17 protein-coding genes are annotated in these 25,039 nt (G+C 69.2%); 12 read left to right on the forward strand and 5 right to left on the reverse strand.

The genetic code is table 11. The features are described from left to right. Positions 1-15: 15 nt before the first annotated feature. Positions 16-1,053, reverse strand: a complete 1,038-nt coding sequence (locus EIZ44_RS32080) for a CobW family GTP-binding protein (protein ID WP_134732865.1) — start codon at positions 1,051-1,053, stop codon at positions 16-18. A gap of 124 nt (positions 1,054-1,177) precedes the next feature. Here EIZ44_RS32080 and EIZ44_RS32085 point away from each other — a divergent pair, with 124 nt between their 5' ends. After that, positions 1,178-2,143 (forward strand): nucleoside-diphosphate kinase, encoded by a 966-nt coding sequence (locus EIZ44_RS32085; protein WP_134732867.1) that lies wholly within the window; start codon positions 1,178-1,180, stop codon positions 2,141-2,143. A gap of 8 nt (positions 2,144-2,151) precedes the next feature. On the opposite strand, the gene EIZ44_RS32090 is transcribed toward EIZ44_RS32085, so the two are convergent. Then, entirely contained in the window at positions 2,152-3,084 is a 933-nt protein-coding gene (locus EIZ44_RS32090; RefSeq protein WP_167754340.1) for a nucleoside-diphosphate kinase, read from the reverse strand. A gap of 502 nt (positions 3,085-3,586) precedes the next feature. Between EIZ44_RS32090 and EIZ44_RS32095 the strand changes: the two genes are divergently transcribed. The 3 genes from EIZ44_RS32095 (at position 3,587) to EIZ44_RS32105 (ending at position 6,405) form a co-directional block, all read left to right on the forward strand. Then, a complete protein-coding gene (locus tag EIZ44_RS32095) occupies positions 3,587-4,363 on the forward strand; it encodes a YqcI/YcgG family protein (protein WP_134732871.1) in 777 nt (258 codons plus the stop codon). A gap of 272 nt (positions 4,364-4,635) precedes the next feature. Continuing rightward, positions 4,636-5,835 carry a CynX/NimT family MFS transporter gene (locus EIZ44_RS32100; protein ID WP_134732873.1) on the forward strand — a complete coding sequence of 400 codons (1,200 nt, stop codon included), beginning with the start codon at positions 4,636-4,638 and terminating at the stop codon, positions 5,833-5,835. Positions 5,836-5,898: 63 nt separating this feature from the next. Continuing rightward, complete coding sequence (locus tag EIZ44_RS32105) at positions 5,899-6,405, forward strand: flavodoxin domain-containing protein (RefSeq protein ID WP_134732875.1); 507 nt, start codon at positions 5,899-5,901, stop codon at positions 6,403-6,405. A 3-nt stretch (positions 6,406-6,408) separates the two neighbouring features. On the opposite strand, the gene EIZ44_RS32110 is transcribed toward EIZ44_RS32105, so the two are convergent. Beyond that, entirely contained in the window at positions 6,409-6,978 is a 570-nt protein-coding gene (locus EIZ44_RS32110; RefSeq protein ID WP_134732877.1) for a TetR/AcrR family transcriptional regulator, read from the reverse strand. A gap of 71 nt (positions 6,979-7,049) precedes the next feature. Here EIZ44_RS32110 and EIZ44_RS32115 point away from each other — a divergent pair, with 71 nt between their 5' ends. Together EIZ44_RS32115 and EIZ44_RS32120 are read left to right on the forward strand one after the other, a co-directional pair. Beyond that, positions 7,050-7,442: a nuclear transport factor 2 family protein gene (locus EIZ44_RS32115; RefSeq protein ID WP_134732879.1), complete on the forward strand. Its 393-nt coding sequence runs from the start codon at positions 7,050-7,052 to the stop codon at positions 7,440-7,442. 183 nt (positions 7,443-7,625) lie between these two features. Next, positions 7,626-8,828: an MFS transporter gene (locus EIZ44_RS32120; protein WP_439098630.1), complete on the forward strand. Its 1,203-nt coding sequence runs from the start codon at positions 7,626-7,628 to the stop codon at positions 8,826-8,828. A gap of 21 nt (positions 8,829-8,849) precedes the next feature. On the opposite strand, the gene EIZ44_RS32125 is transcribed toward EIZ44_RS32120, so the two are convergent. Then, positions 8,850-9,557 carry a hypothetical protein gene (locus EIZ44_RS32125; protein WP_134732883.1) on the reverse strand — a complete coding sequence of 236 codons (708 nt, stop codon included), beginning with the start codon at positions 9,555-9,557 and terminating at the stop codon, positions 8,850-8,852. A 366-nt stretch (positions 9,558-9,923) separates the two neighbouring features. Between EIZ44_RS32125 and EIZ44_RS45750 the strand changes: the two genes are divergently transcribed. Together EIZ44_RS45750 and dnaE are read left to right on the forward strand one after the other, a co-directional pair. Continuing rightward, the gene (locus EIZ44_RS45750; protein WP_240691473.1) at positions 9,924-10,358 is read left to right on the forward strand and encodes a PadR family transcriptional regulator; all 435 of its coding nucleotides are present in this window, start codon (positions 9,924-9,926) and stop codon (positions 10,356-10,358) included. Positions 10,359-10,486: 128 nt separating this feature from the next. Next, complete coding sequence (dnaE, locus tag EIZ44_RS32135) at positions 10,487-14,014, forward strand: DNA polymerase III subunit alpha (protein ID WP_134732886.1); 3,528 nt, start codon at positions 10,487-10,489, stop codon at positions 14,012-14,014. Positions 14,015-14,036: 22 nt separating this feature from the next. Here the strand turns inward: dnaE and EIZ44_RS32140 are convergent, their stop codons facing one another. Then, positions 14,037-19,499: an ATP-binding protein gene (locus EIZ44_RS32140; protein WP_134732888.1), complete on the reverse strand. Its 5,463-nt coding sequence runs from the start codon at positions 19,497-19,499 to the stop codon at positions 14,037-14,039. 443 nt (positions 19,500-19,942) lie between these two features. Here EIZ44_RS32140 and EIZ44_RS32145 point away from each other — a divergent pair, with 443 nt between their 5' ends. The 4 genes from EIZ44_RS32145 to EIZ44_RS32160 are packed head-to-tail and all read left to right on the forward strand — an operon-like array spanning position 19,943 to position 24,889. Beyond that, entirely contained in the window at positions 19,943-21,469 is a 1,527-nt protein-coding gene (locus tag EIZ44_RS32145) for a sugar ABC transporter ATP-binding protein (RefSeq protein WP_134732890.1), read from the forward strand. Beyond that, complete coding sequence (locus EIZ44_RS32150; protein ID WP_037818734.1) at positions 21,466-22,455, forward strand: ABC transporter permease; 990 nt, start codon at positions 21,466-21,468, stop codon at positions 22,453-22,455. The genes EIZ44_RS32145 and EIZ44_RS32150 overlap by 4 nt, the downstream gene beginning before the upstream one ends. Positions 22,456-22,477: 22 nt before the next feature. Further along, on the forward strand, positions 22,478-23,479 hold the full coding sequence (locus EIZ44_RS32155; protein WP_134732892.1) for a substrate-binding domain-containing protein: 1,002 nt from the start codon (positions 22,478-22,480) through the stop codon (positions 23,477-23,479). A 3-nt stretch (positions 23,480-23,482) separates the two neighbouring features. Further along, on the forward strand, positions 23,483-24,889 hold the full coding sequence (locus tag EIZ44_RS32160) for an L-fucose/L-arabinose isomerase family protein (protein ID WP_134732894.1): 1,407 nt from the start codon (positions 23,483-23,485) through the stop codon (positions 24,887-24,889). Positions 24,890-25,039: the final 150 nt, after the last annotated feature.

Consider the following 25,039-nt stretch of genomic DNA (forward strand, 5'->3'; position numbering starts at 1 on the left):
CATCAATCCGCGCGTTTACGCATCTTCGGCGTGGCGCGCCCCATCCTCGGGCTCGTCCAGATACCGGAGAAACCGCAAAAGCCCCCGCTCGTCCGGCACCTCATCCTCCGCCACACAAGCCGCAAGCTCCCGCTCAACAGCCGCAGAATCAATCCCAGCACCAATCAAAACCAGCTCGGTCCGCCGCGGCCCAGACCCCCAGCTAGACCGCTCTACCTGCACAAATGCCCCGACAGTATGCAATCCGAACCGAGACCGAGCCTCCGGAGACCCGAGATCCACCTGCCCCTTAACCCGATACAACCCAGCAGGCCGGCTCTCCAGAAACGCCAAAAACCGCCGAGGCGAAAGCGGCCGCTCAGCACTGAACACGACGCTCTCATACCGCGCGTGCAAATGCTCGGAATGATCATGTTCGCGCAGATCGTCAAAAGACAACTGCCCGTAACTTTCCCGAGGCCGGGGATCGAAAAACAACCCCGGATCAACCCGCCCCCGCTCGGTCTCCAGCACCGGCACCCCGGGTGCGTACTCCTCGACCACCGCACGGACCTTGGCCAGCGCGTCCGCCTCGGCCCGGTCGACCTTGTTGAGCACCACCAGGTCGGCCACCCGCAGATGCTCAGTCAGCTCCGGATGCCGCGCCCGGGTCGCCTCGAACTCGACCGCGTCGACGACCTCGACCAGCCCGCCGTACCGGATGTCCGGGTTCTCGCTGGCGATCATCAGCCGCAGCAGGTCGCGCGGTTCGGCGATCCCACTCGCCTCCACCACGATCACGTCGATCCCGGCTTCGGGCCTCGACAGCTTGCCCAGCATCGCGTCCAGCCCGCTGGCGTCGACCGCGCAGCACAGGCAGCCGTTGCCCAGCGAAACCATCGTGTCGACCTGCCCGGCGACCGCGAGCGCGTCGATGTTCACCTGGCCGAAGTCGTTCACCACCACCCCGACCCGGACGCCCTGGCGGTTGGCGAGCAGATGGTTGAGCATCGTGGTCTTCCCCGCACCGAGAAAACCCGCCACGAGCACTACCGGAACCCGCTGCCTGGCCACGCGTCAACCCTCCTGTCGTCCGGGCAGCCGACGATACCCGCAGCGGGCGCCGGGCCGTGGCAGCCCGGTGCCGTGCCCGGCGAAAAGCAGCTGGCGCAGTGTGCCGTCGTGGCAGGATGAGCGGATGATCTGGACGCCGGGCAGGGAGGACCGGGTCGACGGCATGCCGACGGCCGGAGAATGGCGGCAGTTGTCGGTCGTGCCGGAGAAACGGGAGGTCTTCGGCTACGACCTGTACTTCCGCGAGGGCTGGGCGGACGTGCTCGCGGTGTTCGGCGGCGACGCGACGAGCGTGCTCGGCGGGCTGGCGATGCTGGTGGTCAAACCGGACGCGGTGGTCGGCCGCAGGCTCGGCCCGATCATGGATTACCTGGCGGACAACGGTTTCGTGCCCGTCGCCGCCACCCGGTTCGGCTACACGCGGCATTCGATGCGCGAGGTGTGGCGCTACGACTGGCACATCTACACCGTCGACCGGCTGCAGTTGTGCACTTTCTGGTATCTCACCAACGATGTGCTGCTGTTCCTGGCGCGCGACGTCCGCCCGGTCGCGGGATTGCCCGCGACTGTCCGGCTGTGCGAGCTGAAGGGCGTCGGCGATCCGGCGCAGCGCCGGCCGCACCATTTGCGCACGAAGCTGAACCCGCCCAACCGGATCCTGAACTTCGTGCACGTCGGCGACGAACCGGCGGACATCGTGCGCGAGCTGACGATTTTCCTCGACCGTCCGGAGCGGCTCCGGTTCCTCGAGGAGCTGCGGGCGCATCTCGCCGAGGACCGCACGGCGCAGGCGCGAGCCGAGATCGCCGCCCTCGAAGCGGATTGCCCGGCGCACGACCTGGACATCGACGCGACGCTCGCCCGGCTGGCTCCGATAGCGGGCGACGCCGCGGTTTCCCGGTTGCGGGACGTCGTCGAGGGCGGGGACCGGATCAGCTGGGACGAGCTGGCCGAGCTAGTGCCCTTCGAGAAGGCCGACCGCTGGGACGTGATCGTGACCGCGTCGTTCGTGGTGCACAACGAGCGCCCGGTGCCGCATGCGCTGCTGCCTGCCGTTTCGGCGGAGGCATGGACCGCGCAGGTGCGGTAGCGCGCCGCCTACAACGGACGTCGGGCCCGGGGCTTGGCCCAGTGCGCCGGATCCGGGTTGGAGATCAGCTTCGCTTCGCCGGGCTCGTCGCATTCGATCAGCCCCGCCCCGACCGTTGCGAGGTCCCAGCGATCGACCTCGGCTCGGCTTTCGGCGACCGCCTCGGCGACCTCGATCCAGGGCACGGATTCCCCGAACCGCAGGCGTTCCAGCAGCTGGAGCGCCCGGCTGCCGTGCTCTGCCCGCTTGAGCGCGTCTGCCACCGCGTCGGCGGCCGTGTTGGCGTCGAAGGTCCGCGGGGTGGCGGCGGCTTCGGCGGCGAGTACTTCTTCGAGCAACGGGAGACCGGCTGGGGTGTCGACGGCCAATGCGTTCAGCGCTTCCCGTCGCTGCGGCGGTTCGAGCAGCAGGCCGAGTTCCCGGATCAAGTCGGCGGGCTCGTCGGCGACGTGGATGTAGCTGAAGTTGCGATTGTGCTGCTGCAGCAAGGCACGCAGTGTGCCGGGCTTCTGCTTCGACAGATCGGCTGAGCCTTTCAACGCGGCCAACCGCATCGTCGCGGGCGTCGGCCCGGGCTGCTCGTCGCGCAGGAGCAGCAGCAGGGCGGAGCCGCAGTAGAGCAAGTCGTTCAGCGCGAGCCGGTCCACGGTGGCCGAGGTTAGCTGGTACCGCCACATTTCCCGCCACCGCAGGCCGTCCAGTTCCGGACGCTGTACTGCTTGGACAGCGAATCCCTGCTCAGCCAGCCAACCGAGCACCGGGCGCACCTTGCCCGCGGCGAGGCCGTCCGGTTTGACCAGGAGAAGCGCGTGCTGACGCAGGATTTCCGCGGCGCGGTCGCCGAGGAATCGGGCCGTGTCGCGGGCACCTTCCCGGAAGTAGGTCTCGCGACGGTAGGCAATGCGCTTCGCGGGCATGCGCGTGAGCGCGGCCCAGTCCATGTCGTCGATCTTCTCCCCCTTGGCCGATGCCGGATCCGGTGATGTTATCCCGGCCCGCGGGGGCCTCGTGGGGGAAGCGCCGATGGGCAGTTCGCCAAGAAATGTCGAACGTCTTCGGAAGAGTGCCGCCGTGCGGGTGAGGGTCTGGGATCGGCGGATCGGCGTACGGCCGCTGTGGCGTCCGGGCGAACCGGTTGATTCCATTCCCGAACGTCCCGCGCGCCAATCGTCTACTGTGGACAAAGCAGATTAGGTTGAACTGCCGTGTGTTTCGGGTGTCGTCGTATCGGCTGCGGTCGCGGATTGCGCCGGATGTCGCAGGCGGATTGGTCGGTTCTGAGTCTTGCCTTGAAGTATTCTCCGATATTTCGCGAATTCGCGGAGGAAATTGTTCACTCGGATGGTCGCTGCCCGGGTCGGGTCGGCGTCCATAGAGTGCTGAGCGGCAGTGCACCGGAGGGGGTGCCGTGAGCCCGAGGAAGATCATTCCCGGAGGGCCGGAATGCACCGATTGCTCGAGTACCGCAGCACCACGCTGACCACCCAGCAGGAGGCCGGAACATTCGGCACCGGCTGGCGTGCTCACGCTTTCCGCGACGTCGAGTCCCGGCTCACCGACCGCGGCTTCCCGTGCGTCTTCTCGAGAAACGCCTTCCGAAAGGGACTGCTGCTGTTCGCGTTCGCCGAGGACGCGGGACCGGACGCCATCGTGCGACTCGGTGTCGAACTCGCCGATTATGTAGAGCTTTCCCGGAATTGGAACGGCCGGCTCGACACCGCGTACCCGTTGCTGATCGTGTTTTCGCCAGCGGCGGTGTCCGCCGGATCGGTCGCGGAGTATCAGGCGTTCGGCTGGGAAGTGCTCCAGAAGCTGCACCACGTCGATCCTGCGCCGTGGCCGGAGAGCGTCGGCACCGATCCTGGCGAGAGCTCGTGGTCCCTGTGCTTCAACGGAATGCCGTTGTTCGTCAACATGAGCAGCCCCGCCCATGAGGTCCGGCGCAGCCGCAATCTCGGCGAGCATTTCGTGCTCGTGATCAACCCGCGCGAGCGGTTCGACGTCGTCGCGGGCGACACCCCCAGCGGCCGGAACGTCCGCGACAACATCCGGGCGAGGATCGACCGCTACGACGGTGCCCCGCGCGCTCGCCAGCTCGGCTCTTACGGTGTCGCCGGGCTGGAATGGTGGCAGTACGGCCTGCCCGAAGAGGATGTCGACCGGACCGATGCCTGCCCGTTTTCCTTCCGGGAAGCCGAAACCGCGCGGCCCCGTGTCTGATCGGAGAGAGAGACTTTGCGGCTGGTGTCGCGACCGAACTGAGTCCATTATGGACATGACCGCGCCGGTGTTCGTGACCGCGGCGGTGCGGTAAACCGGCAGCCGGACGGCAGACAAGGCTGTTGCCGACTCAGCACCCGACCGGGCAAGATCGGTGAGGTCGCCCGGCGTTGGGCGGAGTGCTCCGGTGGCGGGGGAGGGGTTCCGATGATCGACGACCCGGTTCTGCTGCCGGCCCGGCTCGCCTCCGCGCTCATCGGAGCAGTGGCCGCATGACCGCCCGTCCCGGGCCCGTTGCCCCCGAACGCGCGACCCCGCTGCGTCCTGCGCTCGTCCTGATCGGCGTCCTGCTGATCGCCACGAACCTGCGCGCCGCGATCACCTCGCTCGGCCCCATTCTGGGTCTCGTCCAGGCCGATCAGGGGCTTTCCTCGGTAGCCGCGTCCGTCCTGGTCAGCGTGCCGCTCATCGCCTTCGCCGGATGCTCGCCGATCGCACCGAAGATCGCCGCGAAGCTCGGGCTCGAGCGGTCGCTCGGCGCGGCGGTGCTGCTGCTCGCGATCGGGATCCTGCTGCGCTCGACCCCGCCGCAGTTGTTGCTGTGGACCGGAACCGCGCTGCTCGGGGTCGCCATCGCGATCCTGAACGTCCTGCTCCCCGCGCTCGTCAAACGCGATTTCCCGACCCGGATCGGGCCGATCACCGGCACGTACACCGCGGTCCAGTCCGGCGTCGCCGCGATCGCCGCCGGCGTCGCGGTGCCGCTCGCCGGGCAGCAGGCCGGCGGATGGCGGCTTTCGCTGGGCGTCTGGGCAGGGCTCGCGCTGATCGCCCTCGGGGTTTTCCTGCCGCAGCTGCGCCGGTCCGCCGCCGCACCGCCGCTCGTGCGGACGACCGGGGCGGCACGGCCGTGGACGAACGGGCTGGCCTGGCAGGTCACTCTCTTCATGGGGCTGCAGTCGCTCGCCTTCTATGTGCTGGTGACCTGGCTGTCCTCGATCGAACAAGCCGCGGGCATCAGCTCGGTGACCGCGGGGTTCCACCAGCTGCTCTTCAATCTTTGCGGCCTGGTCGGCAGCTTGGTCAGCTCCATGCTGATCCACCGGTTGCCTGATCAGCGTCCGGTCGCGATCACCGGGTCATTGCTGTTGACGGCCGCACTGACCGGGCTCCTGGTCGCGCCGGGTATCGCGGTGCTCTGGGCGGTCTTCGCGGGGTTGGCCGGCGGGACCACGTTGGCATTGGCGTTGTCGCTGTTTGGGCTGCGTACGAGGGATTATTCCGACGCTGGGGCGTTGTCGGGGATGGCTCAGTCCGCGGGTTACACGCTCGCGGCGCTCGGGCCGATCGTGATCGGCGCGATTCACGACGCGGCTTCGTCCTGGACGCCTGCGCTCGGGGTGCTGATCGCGCTCGCGCTGGTGCAGACGACGTTCGGCGCGCTGGCCTCTCGCCCGAAGACGATCGGCTGACCGTCTGGGCCGCTGTCGGACTTCGGCCGGGCGCGGTCCGGCGATGGGGTGGAGAATGAAGGCATGATCAACGTCCTCGTCGCGTACGCGGGCAAGCATGGCGGCACCCGCGAGATCGCCGAAGTCGTCGGCGAGGAGTTGCGCGCCGCCGGGTTCGCTGTCGACGTGCGCGACGCGGGCGAGGTCGACAGCGTCACGGGGTATGCCGCGGTGGTGGTCGGCAGCGCCCTCTACTACGCGCGGTGGCGGCCCGAAGCGGTGCGGCTGCTGGAGCGCAACACCGAGGCGCTGCGGGCGCGTCCGGTCTGGCTGTTCCACAGCGGACCGTGCGGCACGGGAGCGAATCTCACCCGGGTGAGCCTGCCCGCTCGGGTGACGTTGCTGGCCGCCGCGATCGACGCGGGGCGCACCGAGACGTTCGGCGGGCGGCTCGACCCGGCGCTCGCCGAAGGCGTGCTGGAAAAGCTGATGGCGCGCGGCAGCCGGGCGGGCGATTTCCGCGACTGGGACCGGATCCGGGCGTGGGCGCGGGACATCGGCCGCCGGGCGCAGTCTCGCGTGGCGATCTGAGCGTCAGGACGCGCCGAGCACGCGCAGCACCGTGGCAGACAGCTCTTTCTCGGCTTCGGCCGGCGAAAGCCGTCCCGCGTCGGCCTCGCCCGCGGCTGCGTGGCCCAGCTGGATGATCACCGTGACCAGCCAATCCGCCGGCGGCTGCCGGTCGAACTCCCCGGCGAGCTGCCCGCGTTCGACAATCCGCCGCAACCGCTCGGCGACCGGCTCGTGCTGCTCGCGTCCGTCCTCCGCGGAGGACGCGGTCGAGGAGAACCGGCGCAGCAGCGACGGATAAAGCGAAGACGCCCGGCGCGCGGCGTTGAGCACCCGCAGGATCGCGTCCGCCGCCGGCCCGGTGTCCGGACCAGCGGCGTCCATCGCGTCGACGGCTTCCTCCGTGAGCCGGTCGAGGACCGCGGCCAGAAGCCGTTCGCGGGAAGGGAAATGGGCGTACACGGTCTGCCGGGTCACGCCGGCCGCCGTGGCGATGCCCTCGACGCTCGCGTCCGGATCTGTTTCCAGCACACGGAGCGCCGCGTCGAGGATCGCGGCGCGGCTGCGCTGGGCGTCCGCGCGGAGTTTCGCCATCTCTTACACCTTGTCAAGGTTAACTCGAACGGATATCTTACAGGGTGTCAGAGTTTATCTGGGAGGGGTTCATGGGCACACTCGAACACGCTGATCCGAAGACGTTCATCGCGCGCTTCTTCACTTCTTTCGCCGACGATCTGGTGCACACCGACGAGGACGCGGCGACAGTGGTCGACCGCTATCACACGCCCGACGTCGTGCAGATCGCCGACGGGGTGCGGATCGACCGCGCGCGGCTGGTCGCGCATTGCCGTCCGGTGCGGAAGAACCGGCCGGACAGCCGGATCGAAGTCCACGACGCGATGGCGGACGGCGACCGCGTCGCCGCGCGGTACACGCTGCACGTTCGCCAGCGGGGAAAGGAGCTCGAGATCGAGGTGTCGTTCTTCGGCCGGTTCGCCGAGGACGGCCGGATGCGCGAAGCGCACCTGCTCACTCGTTCGGCGAAAGCGCCCGAGTAACCCGATTCCTCCGCTTTTGCTTGGTATGTCAGGGATGTGCTGAGTCCACATGCGACTCTTGCCTCTCCGCCGCACCGGGTGTAGACCAAGCCGGTGACCGAAAACGCAGCCGGGGGCAAGGGAAAACGCAAGCTCAGCGCCGATCAGCGGAACTCGTTCCTCGCCGCGTGGCTCGGCTGGAGCATGGACGCGTTCGACTATTTCCTCGTCGTGTTCGTGCTCGCGGACATCGCGAAGGACAAGTCGTTCGGGGCTACTGCCACCCAGCTGGCGTTCATCACCACCGCGACGCTCGTGATGCGCCCGGTCGGAGCGCTCCTGTTCGGACTGTGGGCGGACCGGTCCGGACGGCGCATTCCGCTGATGGTCGACGTCCTGCTGTATTCCGCGGCGGGCGTGCTGTGCGCGGTCGCGCCGAACTTCACCGTGCTGCTGATCCTGCGGTTCATCTATGGCATCGGCATGGGCGGTGAATGGGGCCTGGGCGCGGCGCTCGCGATGGAGAAGATTCCGGTGGAGCGGCGCGGGTTCTTCTCCGGACTGCTGCAGGCCGGTTACTCCGCCGGGTACCTGCTGGCCGCGCTGGCGTACCTGCTGTTCCACACCGCGCTCGGCCTCGAGTGGCGGTGGATTTTCGTGCTGAGCATCTTCCCGGCGCTGATCAGCCTGCTGATCCGGGCGCGGGTCAAGGAATCCGAGGTGTGGGAGGCGGCGCAGGAGAAGATGCGCGTCACCCGGACGTCGGTCAAGGACGTCCTGTTCAACCCGAAGGTGCTGCGCCGGTTCGGGTACCTCGTGCTGCTGATGACCGCGTTCAACTGGATGAGCCACGGCACGCAGGACGTCTACCCGACATTCCTGAAGGCGACCGAGCACGGCGGCGCCGGCCTGAGCGCGGCGACCAGCACGTGGATCGCCGTGCTGTACAACGTCGGCGCGATCATCGGCGGCCTGGTCTTCGGCTCGCTGTCGGAACGCTTCGGCCGCCGGATGACGATCGTCGGCGCCGCGGTCCTCGGGTTGCCGATCGTCCCGATCTTCGCCGTCGACCACGGAGCCGGGATGCTCGCGCTCGGCTCGTTCCTGATGCAGATCATGGTGCAGGGCGCGTGGGGCGTCATCCCGGCGCACCTCACGGAAATGTCCCCGGACGCGATCCGCGGGTTCTTCCCTGGCGTGACCTACCAGCTCGGCAACCTGCTGGCCGCGCTGAACCTGCCGATCCAGGAAAGCATCGCGCAGTCGCAGGGGTACACGGCCGCGCTGCTGTGGACAGTGATCCCGGTGCTGATCGCGGTCGCCGTGCTGACCTCCCTGGGCAAGGAAGCGAAGTCCATCCGCTTCGGCGGCGAGGGCGCGACCACCGCGCCCGCCGGGTCTTCCTGACCCTTTCTGTCCCTGCTGGGTTCAGGCGGCCTTGCCGTCGAACAATCGCCGATATATCGTAGGCATATCGGCGATCGTTCGACGGAGGAGGAAGACATGACGAGGACCGCAGGCGGAGACCACCTGTTCCGAGGCTTCGGCGGCCCGGAACGCTTCGGCGGGCACGGAGTGCCGTTCGGTTTCGGCCGCCCCGGACCGGTTCACCCTGGTGACGGGGGTCGGGGAGTGCCGTTCGGCAGGCCGGACGCGCCGGGCGACGGGAGGGGGCGACATCCGGGCGGGCCGGGGGAAGGGCACGGGTGGCCTTGGGGAGTCGAGCCGGACGAGGAGCGCGGGCGTCCGGGCGGCTTCGGTGGCCAGGATGCCTGGTTCGGGCTGGGCGGACGCGGCTGGGCGGGCTTGCTCGGCGGGCGAGGCTTGGGGGTCGGCCAGCATGCGGTGTTCGGCGGGCCCGGGGCCAGGTTCGGGCAGACCGGGCTCTTCGGGGGGCCGGGAGTCGCCTTCGGCTGGCCTGGTCACGGGGGTGAGCACCACGGCTGGTCGGGCGAGCCGGGCGAGCATCACGGTTGGTCGGGGGAGCACCACGCGCACCCTGGTCGTTCGGGCGATGCGGGCGAACACCACGTCCACCCTGGTCGTTCGAGTGAGGCGGGGGAACACCACCCGCACCCCGGCCGTCCGGGCGAGGCTGGTGAGCACCATGTGCACCTCGGCCATCTGGGCGGGCATCCAGGACACCCGGGCTACTCGGACCACCTAGGACATCCGGGGCACCCCGGTCACCCGGGCCATCCCGGTCATCCGGGGCACCCCGGTCACCCGGGCCATCCCGGTCACCCGGGCCATCCCGGTCACCCGGGCCATCCCGGTGACGGGGGAGCCTGGGACGGCACGGTCTTCGAAGCCCGTGGCGGTTTCCCGCCGGGGCCTCCGGGTCCGCCTGGGCCGCCTGGACCGCCGCATCGGCCGGGGTTTCCTGGGTTCCCTGGCTTTCCCGGGTTTCCCGGCGGTCCGGGAGGCCCCGGTGGTCCGGGAGGGTTCTTCGGTGGCCCGCCCCGCGGCGGTCGGGGACCGGCGCGGCCGGTGCGTCCGGCGGTGCTTGCTTTGCTCGCGGAGGAACCCCGGCACGGGTATCAGTTGATGCAGGAGATCCGGCGTCGCACGAATGACGAGTGGCGGCCCAGCCCTGGGTCCATTTACCCGATTTTGCAGCAGCTCGAGGACGAAGGCCTGGTCCGCACGGCGGAGGAGGGCGGCCGTCGCGTCGCGCATCTCACGGAGGCGGGGCGGGAGCACGTCGCGGGGCGCGAGGAGGAGTTCGCGGCGCTCTGGGCGTCTCCGGCTCGTGACGAGGATCCGGGTGCGGACCGGTTCGCGGCGCTGTATCAGCAGATCGGCGAGTTGGCCGGGGCGGCGGCGCAGGTCGCGCACACGGGCAGCGAGGCGCAGTGCGCGGAGGCGCGCAAGGTGCTCCGCGAAGCCCGCCGCCGGTTGTATGCGTTGCTCGCGGACGACGACTCCGAAGATTAGAAACCATCGGTTGGCGAGTCCATTGTGGACTCGCCAACCGGCGGTCACCTCGGGCTACAACCGGAGGTGGTCCGGGCGCGCGTGTCGGTTGTTGGACGGCGGCGCGCTGCGGCGGGTCCAATGCGGACATGCCATCGTTTGTCCATCTGCACGTCCACACCGAGTACTCCATGCTGGACGGTGCGGCGAAGATCGGTCCCTTGTTCGCGGAGGCGGCCCGGCTGAACATGCCGGCGGTCGGGATGACCGATCACGGGAACATGTACGGCGGGGACGAGTTTTATCAGACGTCGAAGAAGCACGGGATCAAGCCGATCATCGGGATCGAGGCGTACATCGCGCCGGAGTCGCGGTTTCACAAGAAGCCGGTGTTCTGGGGGCAGGCGTCGCAGCGGGGGTCGGACGAGTTCGGCGAGGGCGGCGACGTCTCGGGTGGCGGTGCGTATACGCACATGACGATGGTGGCGGGGAACGCGACGGGGTTGCGGAATCTGTTCAAGCTGTCGTCGCTGGCGTCGATTCAGGGGTATTACCGCAAGCCGCGGATGGATCGGGAGTTGATCGCGGAGAACGCGTCCGGGATCATCGCGACGACGGGGTGTCCGTCGGGCGAGGTGCAGACGCGGTTGCGGCTGGGGCAGCGGGAGGCGGCGATCCAGGCGGCCTCGGATTACAAGGACATTTTCGGGGCGGGGAATTTCTTCCTGGAGTTGATGGACCACGGGCTGCCGATCGAGCGGTCGGTGCGGGAGGGTTTGCTGGAGATCGGGAAGCTGCTGGACCTCCCGCCGCTGGCGACCAACGATTCGCATTACGTGACGAAGGACCAGGCGGACACGCATTCGGCGTTGCTGTGCGTGCAGGCCGGGAAGACGCTGAACGACCCGACGCGGTTCAAGTTCGACGGGGACGGTTATTTCCTGAAGTCCGCGGAGGAGATGCGCGAGTACTGGGACCGGGAGGTTCCGGGGGCGGCGGACAACACGTTGTTGATCGCGGAGCGGGTCGAGTCGTACGAGGACGTGTACACGCACAAGGACCGGATGCCGGTCTTCGACGTCCCCGAAGGACACACCGAAACCACCTGGCTTCACCATGAAGTGATGTCCGGGCTTGAGCACCGGCTGCCGGACGGAGTGCCGGGCGAATACCGGGAGCGCGCCGAGTACGAGCTCAAAGTCATTGTGGAGAAAGGGTTTCCCGGGTACTTCCTCATCACGGCTGATCTCATGACGCACGCCCGCGCGGCGGGAATCCGCGTGGGGCCGGGACGCGGGTCGGCGGCGGGATCGCTGGTCGCGTACGCGCTTCGGATCACCAATCTCGACCCGATCCGGCACGGTCTGCTGTTCGAGCGGTTCCTGAACCCGGAGCGAGTGTCCATGCCGGACATCGACATGGACTTCGACGATCGGCGTCGCGGCGAGATGATCCGGTATGCCACCGAGAAATACGGCTCCGACCGGATCGCGCAGGTGATCACCTTCGGCACCATCAAGACAAAGGCGGCGATCAAGGACTCCGCGCGGGTCCACTTCGGACAACCAGGGTATTCGATCGCGGACCGGATCTCCAAAGCGTTGCCGCCGCCAGTGGCTGCCAAGGACATTCCGTTGTCGGGCATCGTGGACGCCAAGCACGAGCGCTACGCGGAAGCGGCGGAGGTCCGCACGCTGGTCGAGACGGACGAAGAGTGCAAGACGATCTTCGACACCGCCCGCGGTCTGGAGGGGCTGATCCGCAACGCGGGTGTGCATGCCTGTGCGGTCATTATGTCCAGCGAACCGTTGCTGAACGCGATTCCGTTGTGGCGCAGGGATGATGGGTCGATAATCACCGGCTGGGACTATCCGTCGTGCGAGGCCATCGGCCTGCTCAAGATGGACTTTCTCGGACTGCGCAACCTCACCGTCATCGGCGACGCGATCGACAACGTCCAAGCCAACCGCGGCGAAGACGTCGACCTCGACCGGCTGGCCACCGATGATCCCGAGACCTTTGCCCTGCTGGTCCGCGGCGACAGTCTCGGAGTGTTCCAATTGGACGGTGGCGCGATGCGGGATCTGTTGCGCCGCATGCGTCCTACCGGGTTCGAGGACATCGTGGCCGTCAACGCGCTCTACCGGCCGGGTCCGATGGCGATGAACACGCACAACAACTACGCCGACCGCAAGAACAAGCGGCAAGCTATCGAACCGATCCATCCGGAACTGGAAGAGCCGTTGCGCGAGATCCTCGCCGAGACGCACGGTCTGGTGGTGTACCAGGAACAGATCATGCAGATCGCGCAAAAGGTCGCCGGATACTCGATGGGCCGCGCGGACGTCCTGCGCCGCGCGATGGGCAAGAAGAAAAAGGAAGTCCTGGAAAAGGAATTCGAGGGCTTCCGTGCCGGGATGATCGACAACGGGTTCTCCGGCGAGGCTGTGCAAGCGTTGTGGGACACGATCCTGCCTTTCGCGGGCTATGCCTTCAACAAGTCGCACGCGGCCGGGTACGCGCTGGTCGGATACTGGACCGCGTATCTGAAGGCGAACTACACCGCGGAGTACATGGCCGCGTTGTTGACGTCGGTGGGTGACAACAAGGACAAGTCGGCGATCTACCTGTCGGAGTGCCGGCGGCTGGGGATCAAGGTGCTGCCGCCGGACGTGAACGAGTCGGCGTTGCGGTTCGCGGCCGTCGGGAACGACATCCGGTTCGGTCTGGGCGCGGTGCGCAACGTGGGCGCGAACGTGGTGGAGTCGATCATCAAGACGCGCGAGGAGAAGGGCAAGTACTCCTCGTTCACCGAGTTCCTGGACAAGTCGGAGCTGGTGGCCTGCAACAAGCGGGTGATCGAGTCGCTGATCAAGGCGGGCGCGTTCGATTCGATGGGCCACACGCGGCTGTCGATGATCCAGGTGCACGAGGACGCGGTGGAAGCCGTCGTCCCGCTCAAGCGCCAGGAAGCGATGGGCCAGTTCGACCTCTTCGGCGGAGAAAACAAGGAACCGGCTTCTTCGCCGTTGGCGCACGTGAAATTCACCGCCGAAGAGTGGCCGCGCAAGCAGTTGCTGGCGCACGAGCGGGACATGCTCGGCCTCTACGTTTCAGCGCATCCCTTGGACGGGGCGGAAGGCGTCCTCAGCAAACACGCGCCCCGCACGATCGCCGCGATCATCGACAACCCGCCGAAGGAAGGCGAACTCGTAGTCGCCGGGTTGATCACTTCGCTGGAGCGGCGGGTGAACAAAAAGGGCGAACCTTGGGCGATTTGCACGGTCGAGGATTTGGACGCGTCTCTCGAGGTGTTGTTCTTCGCCAAGTCGTACGCGTTGTGCGCGGCAGATCTGGTGGAGGACAACGCGGTGCTGGTGAAGGGCCGGGTCAACTGGCGGGAGGACAAGATGTCGGTCTTCGGGGCGGATCTGGTGCCGCTGGACCTGACGGAACTCGGGGAAACGCCGCTGGTGCTGCACACGCGGGCGGAGAAGGTGACGCTGCCGGTGGTGCTGGAGCTCAAGCAGACTTTGCTGGCGCACCAAGGGAATACGCCGGTCCATCTGCACGTGGGGGAGCAGCGGTACGCGCTGGACGGCTATTCGGTGAAGGTGACTCCGGCGCTGCTGGGCGAGGTGAAGACGATCCGGGGAATCACCGTGGGTGCCGGGTGAGAACCGGCACCCACGGGAATCCTCAGCGCTTCAATCCGTGCTCGATCGCCTCGATGATCCGGGGCCGGAGCTGTGCGGTGCTGACGATCGCGTCCACCGACCCGACCTCGACGGCGCGCTGGATGCTGTGCACCCGGTCGAACTCCGACGCCACCTCGCCGAGCTTCTCGGCCCGCACCGACGACGTGACCTCCGCCAGCTCGGCCGCGCAAGCGGCCCGCTCGGCTCCGCTCAGTTCGCCGAGCCGCTTCTGCAGACCGGCCACCCGCGGGTCGTTCGCCGTCCGGGTCTTCACCTCGCCGGCGAACACCACCGCGGCCGCCGGAGCGCCGCCGAGCACCGAAGCGAACGAGCCCTCCAGCGCCAGCACCGTCATGTTCGGGTTCAGCGCCTTCGAGAACACCACGAACGCGCCGCCGTGGTAGCGCGAGATCACCGTGAACACGATCGGTCCCTCGAAGTTCACGATCGCGCGGCCGATCTCGGCCCCGTACTCCAGCTGGAGCTTCTTCATCGACTCCGGCGAACCGTCGAAGCCGGACAGGTTCGCCAGCACCACCAGCGGACGGTTGCCGCTCGCCGCGTTGATCGCGCGGGCCGCTTTCTTCGACGACTTCGGGAACAGCGTGCCCGCGGTGAACGTGTCCGGGCCGTCGGTGGGCGGGAAGCCGCGGCGGGGCACCGAACGCGATTCGATTCCCAGCAGGCACACCGGGTGGCCGCCGATGTGCACGTCCTGCACCGCCGCGGTGTCCGCGTCCGCCATGCCCGCCCAGCGTTCCAGCACCGGGTGGTCCTGGTCGGAGAGCGCGCGCATCACCGTGCGGATGTCGAACGGCTTCTTGCGGTCCGGGTTGTGCTCGGCGGAGAAGATCTGGCCCACCGTGGCGAAGTCGCTGCCGACGACGGCGTGCGGGTAGTCCGACACGTCGCGGCCCGCCGGGTCGCTGGTGACCGCCTGGCGCGGGCCCGCTTCGCCCGGCACGACGTAGGTGTGCGCGTAGTGCGCCATCAGCACGTCGCGCGCCCCGGCGAGGTTCGGCGCCCAGTACTGCGCCTGCCCGTTCGGGCCCATCACCCGGTCGTAGCCGCCGATGCCGAAGTTGTCCTCGGCCGACACGCCGCCGGAGAAGTCCAGCGACTGCTTGCCGGTGAGCACCATCGCCGAATCCGGCGTCATCACCAGGATGCCCTTGGTGTGCATGAGCATCGTGGCCTCGGCGTTCCAGTACGGCTGCGCGCCCACGGTGATCCCGGCGACCACGATGTTGATCTCGCCGCCGTCCTGGGTGAACTCCACGATCCGCTTGAGCGCGGCCGCGACCCAGTCCATGTTCTCGGTGCCGGACTCCATCGAGATCCGCGCGCCGGACGACAGCGCGAACCATTCGACCGGAACCCGCAGCTCCTGCGCCAGGTTCAGCGCCGCGATCACCCGCGTGCACTCCGGTTCGGCCAGCGCGCCGAGCGACTTCGTCGGGTCGCCCAGCAGCACCACGCGCTTGACGCCCTCGGGCACCAGGTCGGTCGGCGTGCTGACCACGCCGGCCACGAGCCCGGCCTTGTTCTGCCCGCGCGGCCGGTCGACCGGCACCAGCGCGCCGGTGTCGTCGAGGTCGTGCTCGGCGAAGGTGCCGCCGCCGGCCAGCAGTTCGGTGAGCTCGTACGGGTACACCGTGTCGCGGCGCGCCGCGCGCAGCACCTTCTGCCGGTAGTCGTCCAGCGGCTGCACCGGTTCGGTGCTCGGGGCCTCGACCGACAGCCGCACGCCAGCGCCCACCTCGTTGCGGACCGTCACCGCGATGTCGGTCAGCTCGCCGGTTTCGGAGTTCCGCTGCCGGGCGAGGAACTGGATCTCCTCCAGGCCCGCGCCGGCGGTCGTCGGCAGCACGCGGCGGGCGAGCAGGTTCAGCTCGTCCATCGTCAGGTCGCTCGGCGGCCACACGTAGATGACGATCCGGTTGGTGTCGAACCGGTTCTTCGCCGGACGCCGCGCCTGCGCGTTGCGGACCGCGTCGAGGCACGCGGCGAGCGTGTCCTCGGCCGAGGGCAGCGACACGAGCCTGCCGTCCGCCTCGCGCAGCGGCGTCAGGTCGCGGACCTGCGACATCGCGATCAGCCGCTCGTCGGCCGGGTTCGCCTTCGCGGTGCCGGTGAACAGGTACACCTCTTCGTCCGCCGACGGCAGCCGCGTGAGGTCGAATTCCTGCAGCCGCTCCAGCTGCAGCCGCTCGGCGACGCGCGGGTGCAGCCCGCGGATCACCCGGTCCTCGGCGAAGCCGGATTCGGTCCGGCGGAAGGTGAAGTGGTGGTGCATCACCGCGCCGCCGCCGCCGGCGACGGTGGTGACCACCCGGTCGACGTCGGCCGGAAGCGGTTGCGCCGCAACGATTTCTCCCAGCTTCGCGGCCATCGCGTCGCTGTCGGGCTGGTCGGTCCACTTGAGATACACGTCCGCCGCGACCGGCACCCCGGCGCCGTCGGACAGCTCGGCCACCGCGCGCATCGCGTCCGGCAGCTGCGGGAAGTCGACCGCGGTGGTGACCACGCGCGCCGGCTCCGGATGCGAGGCGGTGACGAACGAGCAGCCCGCGACCTCGCGCACGCGCACGTCGGTGAGCGCCTTGTTGCCGTAGTAGCGCCGGCTCAGCACCTCGAGCATCGGGGCCGGGTCCGCGCCCGGCCGCCCGATCCGCTGGCCGAGCAGCCGCACCAGCGGCTCGTTGCTCGACACCATGCCGGAGATCCGCTCGGCGCGGTCGGCCGCGTCCGGGTTGCGGTCGAGGTAGCGCAGGTGGCCGCGGATCTCGGCGTACACCTCGGCGCGCGCCCGGCGCAGCATCGGCTGCGCGAACCAGCGGAACACCACGCCGCGGGCGAGGTCGCTGACCGCCGGGAACCGCAGCTGGGTGGCGGCGATCAGGTGCTCGAGCGCGAGCCCGGCCGTCTCCCGCAGCTCGGCCGAGGGCGGGGCCTCGGTGAGCCACTGCCGCAGCAGCGCGGACACGATCGCGCTGTCGCTCGAAGCCCGTTGCTGGGCAAGGAAAATCCGGAAGACCGCCTCTTCCAGCTCCGGCGTGCGCTCCAGGTCGCCGACGCCGTAGTGGCCGAGCACGCGGCGCAGCCTGCCCTGGAATTTCTCCGGCAGCCCGGCGCGCTCGACGTCGAGGCTCTGCAGGTAGGTGTGGAAGTACTCGCGGGCGCTGTGCACCGGGCTCGACGCGCTGAGGTCGTCCGCGGCCGGCTTGTTCCGGCTCAGCTCGGACAGGTCGGCGAACACGTCGAGCAGTTCGAGCTCGCCCTCCAGCGGACGCGCCGGCAGCTCCGCGCGCGCCGCCAGGTAGCCGCTGAGCACCCGGCCCTGGTCGTGCGGGTCGACGTCGAAGCCGAGCAGCAGGCTGCGCAGGTCCTGCCTGCCGCGCTCGACCAGGTCGGCCGCGCTCGTGCCGTCCTGTTCGGCGGGCAGGTCGATCTCGGCGGTCTCGGCCTGCGCGTCGGCCTCGTCCTCGGCCTCGTCGGCGAGCGGTTCGAGGCGCAGCAGCGGAGCGCCGGTCTCCACCTGGCTGCCGATCGACACCGGGAGTTCCTTGACCCGGGCCCGGAACGGCGCGCGCAGCACCGTCTCCATCTTCATGCTTTCCAGCACGAGCACCGGCGCGCCGGACTCGACCTCGTCGTCCACCGCGACCGGCGTGGCGACCACCAGCGCGGGCGCGGGGGAGCGGACGACGCCGCCCTCGTCGCGGCTGATCCGGTGGGTGATGCCGTCGACCTCGACCAGGTGGGTCGGCCCGTGCGTGCCGGTGACGAGCCGGAATCGCGTGCCGTTGACGGTGATCTGCCCGCTGTACTCGTCGAACCGCTCGAGCTCGACGTCGGCCGGGTGCACGTCGCCGCCGCCGCTGACGCCGACCCGGAACCGCTTCGGCCCGGTGCGCGCGACAGTGACGCGGTAGGACGCGCCGCGCAGTTTCAGGTCGAGCGGACGGATTTCGTGGCGCACCTGCGGACGGCCGCCGAACGCGGTGGAGAGCAGACGCTGCCTGCCGACCTCCTCGTCGTCCTCGTAGGCCTCGATCGCCGCCGCGGCGAGCGCGACCGCGGAATGCCGCGTGGTGACGAGACGGCCCTCGGCGCGGACGCGGTCGATCCAGCCGGTGTCCGCGCTGGCGTCGATGACCTCGGGCTGGTCGAGCAGGTCGAGCACGAAGCTCTTGTTGGTGGCGCCGCCCTCGATGAGCACGGACGTCTCGGCCATCGCCCGGCGCAGCCGCGCGAGCGCCTGGTCGCGGTCGCGGCCGTAGGCGATGATCTTGGCGATCATCGAGTCGAAGTCGGCGGGGATCGTGTCGCCCTCGCTGACGCCGGTGTCGACCCGGATGCCGGGGCCGGCGGGCAGCAGCAGCCGCGCGATGCGGCCGGGGGACGGCGCGAAGTCGCGGTCCGGGTCCTCGGCGTTGAGCCGCGCTTCGACGGCGTGCCCGGACTCCTCCGGCTGCGCGCCTTCGAGCTTGCCTCCGGACGCGACGTGCAGCTGCAGCCGCACGAGGTCGGTGCCGGTGGTGATCTCGGTGATCGGGTGCTCCACCTGGAGGCGGGTGTTGACCTCGAGGAAGGCGAACATCCGGTCGCCGGGGTGGTAGAGGAATTCGACGGTGCACGCGCCGCGGTAGCCGACCGCGACCGCGAGCCGCTCGGCCGACGCCTTCAGCTCGGCGGTCTGCTCCGCGCCGAGCACCGGCGACGCCGACTCCTCGATGATCTTCTGGTTGCGCCGCTGCACCGAGCAGTCGCGGACGCCGAGCGCCCACGCCGTCTCGCCGTCGGAGATCACCTGGACCTCGACGTGCCGCGCGCCGGTGACCAGGCGCTCCAGGAACACGACGCCGCTGCCGAACGCGCGCAGCGCCTCCTGGCTGGTGCGCTCGTACGCCTCGGTGAGGTCGCCCGCCGACTCGACCTTGCGGATGCCGCGCCCGCCGCCGCCCGCGGTGGCCTTGAGCATCAGCGGGTAGCCGATCTTGTCGCCCGCCGCGAGGGCTTCCTCGAGCGTCGCGACCTCGCCGCCGCTCCACGGAGCGACCGGGACGCCGACCTCCTCGGCGATCAGCTTCGCGCCGATCTTGTCGCCGAGCTTGCGCATCGCGTCCGCGCTGGGGCCGACGAAGGCGACCCCGATCTTGTCGCACAGCTCGGCGAACGCCGGGTCCTCGGCGACGAAGCCCCAGCCGACCCACGCGGCGTCGGCCTTGGTCTCGACCAGCGCCTTCTCCAGTTTGGCGAGGTCGAGGTAGGGCCGCGCGGAGGCGGGGCCGAGCGAATAGGCGACGTCGGCTTCGCGGACGAAAGTCGCGGTGGCGTCCGCGTCCGTGTAGAGCGCGACCGTCTCGATCCGTCGCCCGGTCTCGGCGGACAAGTCCCGGACGGCGTGGATCAGCCGCATCGCGGCCTCTCCGCGGTTGACGATGGCGACGCGATTGAACACGGACAAAGCCTCCCAGTGAACCTGACTGCACCACGCACAGCAGGCGACGCCGGACCCGCCGGAACGTCGCCTGTCTTCGTCGTACACATTGCTCCCTTACCGCCGGGTACACCAATGTCGCGGATGACGCATGCCGCGCCTGCCGGTTTGTAGGAACCCGCCAAAAACGGCTCGTGTCACGTCGTCCGGGCCTCGTTTATCGCGAGGTATGCCACAAATCACGCCCGGCCGGCCAGGGGCGGAGGCAACTGGACGGCCAGGCGTTTCCAGGGGGTCGGACAGGGGTCACCCGCAGTTCAGGCGGCGGAGCGGAACGTGCCCGGCCGAACCGGAGCCGAGGCTCCCCTGAACTGGGAAAATGTGACCCTTGACACTCCGGCGGGGTGCCCCTACCGTCGCGGGTAATCGATTTCTCGACGTGGGGCGGGCCGAGAGGGCGGGGCATGGGCGACGGCGTCGCGCTGGCCGAGCTGGCCGGCGTCAGCAAGACCTACGGCGGGGTGCGTGCCCTGGGCGCGGTGGACTTCACCGCGGCGAAGGGGGAGGTGCACGCGCTGCTCGGCGAGAACGGGGCAGGCAAGTCCACGCTGCTGAAGATCTTGTCGGGGGAGATCGCCGCCGGGGAGGGGGCGATCCGGATCGCGGGGGAGGCGGTCCGGTTCGCCCGCCCGGCCGACGCGCGCCGCGCCGGGGTCGCGATGATCCATCAGGAACTGGACCTCGTCCCGGCGCTTTCCGTGGCGGAGAACGTCTTTCTCGGCCGCGAACCGCACACCCGCGGCGGCACGGTCGACCGGCGGCGGATGGTCGCGGCCACCCGCGAGGTGCTGGAGCGCTCCGGCGTCGACCTCGACCCGCGCACGCCGGTCGAACGGCTGCGCACCGGCGAACAGCAGCTCGTCATCATCGCGAAAGCGCTGTCGCTGGACGCGCGGATCCTGCTGATGGACGAACCGACGTCGGCGCTGTCGCCGCGCGAGGTCGAGCGGCTGTTCACGGTCATCGACCAGCTGCGCGCGGACGGGGCGGCGATCGTCTACGTGTCGCACCGGATGGACGAGATCGGGCGGGTCGCGGACCGGGCGACGGTGCTGCGCAACGGCGAGGTCGTCGCGGAGTTCAGCGCGGCCGAGCTGACTGCCGAGCGGGCCGCGGAGGCGATGGTGGGCCGTCCGGTGCACCTCATGTTCCGCGCGGACAGCGTGCCCTCGCCGAATCAGGACGAGGTGCTTCGCGTCGAGAATCTCGTGATGCGGCCGCGCGCCGGGCGGCGGGAGCCGGACGGGATCAGTCTCACTGTGCGGGCCGGAGAGATCGTCGGCGTCGCCGGGTTGCTCGGCGCGGGACGGACCGAGCTGCTGGAGGCGCTGTACGGCGTTGCCGGGGGAAAGTTGTTGAGCGGACGGATTTTCCTGCGCGGCAAAGAGTTCCGGCCGCGCTCGCCGCGCGGGTCGCTGCGGTCGGGAATCGCGTTCGTGCCCGAGGACCGGCGGATCGCGGGGCTGGCGCTGGAGCATTCCGTCGTGGCGAACACCGTGCTGTCCATTGTGGACCGGCTGGCGCGGTTCGGGATCGTTCCCGGCAGGCGCGAGCGGACGGTGGCCGGGGAAGAAGCGGGGAGGCTCGGGGTGAAACTGGGGTCGCTCGCCGACCCGGTGGGTTCGCTGTCCGGCGGGAATCAGCAGAAAGTGGTGCTGGGCCGGGCTTTGCTGACCGAACCGGCGCTGCTGTTGCTCGACGAGCCGACGCGCGGCGTGGACGTCGGGGCGAAGGCGGAGATCTACCGGCTGCTCGGCGAGGCCGCACGGAGCGGCGTTGGGGTGCTGCTGGCGTCCTCGGAACCGGCGGAACTGGTCGGCGTGTGCGACCGCGTGGTGGTGCTGCGCGGCGGACGCAGCGTGCACGAGCTGGACACCGCTCAGGCCGGCGAGGCGGAACTGCTCGCCGCGTCGATGGGCGACGTCCGGTGAACGGGCGTTCCGTGCTGGCCGCGGTGTTCCGGTTTCAGAGCGTCTTCGGGCTCGTGCTGGTCTTCGCGGCCGCGATCGTCTTCTCCCCGCACCGCGACGGGGAGCTGGTGTTTCTCGGCAGCGGCAATCTGTTCAACGTCGTCCGCGCGATCTCCGAGATCGGCATCATCGCGGTCGGCATGACGCTGGTGATCCTGGTCGGCGGCATCGACCTGTCGGTGGGCTCGGTGATGGGGCTGGCCAGCGTCGGCGTCGCGCTGCTGCTCACCAGCGGCGGCTGGGGGCTCGTGCCGGGCGTGCTGCTGATCCTCGCGCTCGGCTTCGGTTTCGGGCTGCTGCAAGGGATCGCGAGCGCACGGTTCCGGATCCAGTCGTTCATCGTGACGCTCGCCGGGATGCAGATCGCCCGCGGGATCGCCCGGATGTGGTCCGGCGGCGAGGGCGTTTCGATCACCTACGGCACCGGTCCCGGCCAGGCTCCGGTGCCGTTCTCGCTGCTGGGCGAGCGGACGTTCGGCGGCGTGGTGCCGATCCCGGCGCTGTTCTTCGTGGTCGTCGCGGCGCTCGCGGTGCTGGTGCTGCGGGCGAGCGCGTTCTCGCGGCACGTGTACGCGATCGGCGGAAACGAGAAGGCCGCGGTGCTGTCCGGGGTGCCGGTGATCCGGGTGAAAGTGCTGGTCTTCGGCCTGTGCGGGCTGCTCGCCGCGCTGGCCGGGATCGTCCACGCGGGACAGTACAACTTCGGCGGGCCCAACGACGGCACCGGGTACGAGCTCAACGCGATCGCGGCCGTCGTGATTGGCGGGACCAGCCTGTCCGGCGGGCGCGGGTCGGTGTCCGGCACCGTCGCGGGCGCACTGCTGGTCGGCGTGCTCGACAACATCCTCCAGCTCAACGACATCGATTCGAACGTCCAGCTGATCGTGGTCGGCGTGGTGATCGTGCTGGCCGCGGGCCTGCAGCGGCTGCGCCCGGCCACGGCATAGGCGTCCGGGAAAAGGGGAGCAGATGTCCGGCATCATCCGCGGCGGGGCGGTCCTGGCGGGGCTGGCCCTCGTCGCCGCCTGCGGCACCACGCACGAGAACGCGCCGGGCGCGTCGTCCGGCGCCGCGCCGGCCGCGAAACAATGCCACGGCCCGAGCGGGAAATACAAAATCGGGATGAGCCAGGCGAATCTCGCCGAACCGTATCGCGTCCGGATGGACGACGACATCCGCAAGGCCGCGGCCGGCGTGCCGCAATTCAGGGTCAGTTACGCGGATGCCGCGCAGGACAACGCGAAACAGGTCGAGCAGGTCAATACGTTCCTGACCCAGGGCATCGACCTGCTGATCATCAGCCCGAACGAGGCGACGCCGCTGACTGGAGTCGTGAAGAAGGCTTACGACCAGGGGATCCCGGTGCTGGTGCTGGACCGGAAGGTCGACGGCGACGGGTACACGTCGTTCATCGGCGCGGACAATGTGGACATCGGCCGTCAGGCGGGCAAGTTCTTCGCCGAGAAATTGCTGCCACAGGGCGGGAAAGTCGTCGAGCTGAAGGGTCTCGCTGGATCGACGCCCGCCAAGGAACGCAGCGATGGATTCAACCAGGGCATTACGGACCGCAATATTACCGTCGTGGGCAGCGCGGACGCGGATTGGTTGCGGGACAAGGGACAACAGCAGGCGGACGCGTTGCTGAAAGCGCATCCGGACGCGCAAGCGATGTTCTCCGAGAACGACCCGATGGCTGAGGGCGCGCGCATCGCCGCGCAGAACGCGGGCCGCGCGGACCTGCCGATCGTCGGCATCGACGGTCTCCCGGTGCCCGAAGGCGGCATCAAAGCGGTGGAGGCCGGACGGTTGTCGGCCACGTTCATCTACCCGACCGGCGGCAAGGAAGCCGTTGCGGCAGCGAAGAAACTGCTCGTCGACTGCCAGACCGTGCCCAAGACGCAGACCCTGCCCACCCGCCTGGTGACGCGCGACAACGCCGCCCAGGTGTACGCCGAACTGAACCGGAGCTGACCTATGGCGCGAATCGGTGTCCTCGCCGTCTCCGACGGGCGCGACCACGTGCACCGGCGGAACACCGGCTTCATCCGGTCCAAAGTGGACGAATTCACCGCCGCCCTGACCGCGGCGGGCCACGACGTCGTCACCGGAGGACTGGTAGCCACGAACACCACCGCGACCGCGGCCGCGCGCTCGGTCGCCGCGAGTTCGGTGGACGTGACGGTGCTGTACTACGCGGTGTGGGCGTTTCCGCACTTCACCATGCTGGCCGCGGACGCGACCCCGGGCCCGCTGCTGCTCGTCGCGAGCACCGACCCGACCGAGCCCGGGTTGGTCGGAATGCTCGCCGCCGGAGGAGCGCTGGACCAGATCGGCCGCACGCACACCCGCCTGTGGGGCTCGCCTTCCGACCCGGAACTGATCGCCGAAGTCGGCGCACACGCGAGCGCTGCCGCGGCCGTCGGTTCGCTGCGCGGTTCGACCTTCGGCCGCTTCGGCGGACGGCCGATGGGCATGAACACCGCGGTGGCCAATACCGATCAGTGGATGCGCCAATTCGGCGTGGACGTCGAGGAAATCGACCAATACGAACTCGTCCGCCGCGCCGAATCCGGCCCCTCTTCCGCGGCCGTCGACGGCCGGAAATGGCTGGAACAACATGCCACCGTGCACTACGATGGAGATCGGCTCACCCCGGAGTTGCTGGAACGCCAACTGCGTCTTTACCTTGCCGTGCGCGATGTCGCTGCCGAACGCCACCTGGATTTCTCTGGGATCAAAGCACAACCGGAGCTGACCGAGCACTTCGCGACCGCCGATGTCGCCGAGGCGCTGCTCAACGATCCGTACGACTGGAACGGCCCCAAAGCCGTGCACGTCACCGCCACCGAAGCGGACATGGACGGTGCGCTGACCATGCAGCTGATGCATCGGATCACCGGGACGCCCGTGCTGTTTGCTGATGTCCGGCATTACCACCCGGACCGCGACGTGTGGGACCTGTGCAACTCCGGCCAGCACGCGACATGGTTCGCCGCGCGGAGCGAGGACCCGGCGGAGAATTTGGCGCGGGTGCACCTTTATCCGGAGGTGTTCTTCTTCCCCGCGGGCGGGGCTTCGGTGCAGCACATCGCCGCCCCCGGCCGGATGACCTTGGCGCGGTTGAGCCGGTTGGACGGGGAGTATCGGATGCAATTGGTGCTGGGGGAGTTCGAGAACTACGACGCGCGGACGACGGAGGAGCTGGTGTCGCGCTCGACGCCGGAGTGGCCGCACGCGTTCGCGCGTCTGGATGTGGCTTCGGAGACGTTCCTGTCGCGTTTCGGGGCGAACCACGTGCATGCGGTGCCGGGAGACCGCCGGAGAGAACTGCGCGCGGCGGCTCGGTTGATGGGGGTGCGGGTGGAGGAGTGGAGCCGGTGACCCTCTGCTCGACGGCTCGCTGAGGTTTCCCAGCAGCGCGCTGCATCCCGCACACCGGGTGCCACATTGAGGTTTCTCAGTAGCTGTGGCGTGCGGCGCAGCATCGGCCGCATCGCGCCCCTCGACCAGCGGCAGCTTGACGCACGGTAC

It is taken from the genome of Amycolatopsis nivea, assembly GCF_004522235.1.
Taxonomy (GTDB): domain Bacteria; phylum Actinomycetota; class Actinomycetes; order Mycobacteriales; family Pseudonocardiaceae; genus Amycolatopsis; species Amycolatopsis nivea.

What these genes read in the sequence shown, in the direction of transcription:
- EIZ44_RS32085 (WP_134732867.1), top strand. Translation starts at nt 1,178, where the DNA reads ATGATCTGGACGCCGGGCAGGGAGGACCGGGTCGACGGCATGCCGACG.
- EIZ44_RS32090 (WP_167754340.1), bottom strand. Translation starts at nt 3,084, where the DNA reads ATGGACTGGGCCGCGCTCACGCGCATGCCCGCGAAGCGCATTGCCTAC.
- EIZ44_RS32095 (WP_134732871.1), top strand. Translation starts at nt 3,587, where the DNA reads ATGCACCGATTGCTCGAGTACCGCAGCACCACGCTGACCACCCAGCAG.
- EIZ44_RS32100 (WP_134732873.1), top strand. Translation starts at nt 4,636, where the DNA reads ATGACCGCCCGTCCCGGGCCCGTTGCCCCCGAACGCGCGACCCCGCTG.
- EIZ44_RS32105 (WP_134732875.1), top strand. Translation starts at nt 5,899, where the DNA reads ATGATCAACGTCCTCGTCGCGTACGCGGGCAAGCATGGCGGCACCCGC.
- EIZ44_RS32110 (WP_134732877.1), bottom strand. Translation starts at nt 6,978, where the DNA reads ATGGCGAAACTCCGCGCGGACGCCCAGCGCAGCCGCGCCGCGATCCTC.
- EIZ44_RS32115 (WP_134732879.1), top strand. Translation starts at nt 7,050, where the DNA reads ATGGGCACACTCGAACACGCTGATCCGAAGACGTTCATCGCGCGCTTC.
- EIZ44_RS32120 (WP_439098630.1), top strand. Translation starts at nt 7,626, where the DNA reads ATGGACGCGTTCGACTATTTCCTCGTCGTGTTCGTGCTCGCGGACATC.
- EIZ44_RS32125 (WP_134732883.1), bottom strand. Translation starts at nt 9,557, where the DNA reads ATGCCCGCCCAGATGGCCGAGGTGCACATGGTGCTCACCAGCCTCGCC.
- dnaE (WP_134732886.1), top strand. Translation starts at nt 10,487, where the DNA reads ATGCCATCGTTTGTCCATCTGCACGTCCACACCGAGTACTCCATGCTG.
- EIZ44_RS32145 (WP_134732890.1), top strand. Translation starts at nt 19,943, where the DNA reads ATGGGCGACGGCGTCGCGCTGGCCGAGCTGGCCGGCGTCAGCAAGACC.
- EIZ44_RS32155 (WP_134732892.1), top strand. Translation starts at nt 22,478, where the DNA reads ATGTCCGGCATCATCCGCGGCGGGGCGGTCCTGGCGGGGCTGGCCCTC.
- EIZ44_RS32160 (WP_134732894.1), top strand. Translation starts at nt 23,483, where the DNA reads ATGGCGCGAATCGGTGTCCTCGCCGTCTCCGACGGGCGCGACCACGTG.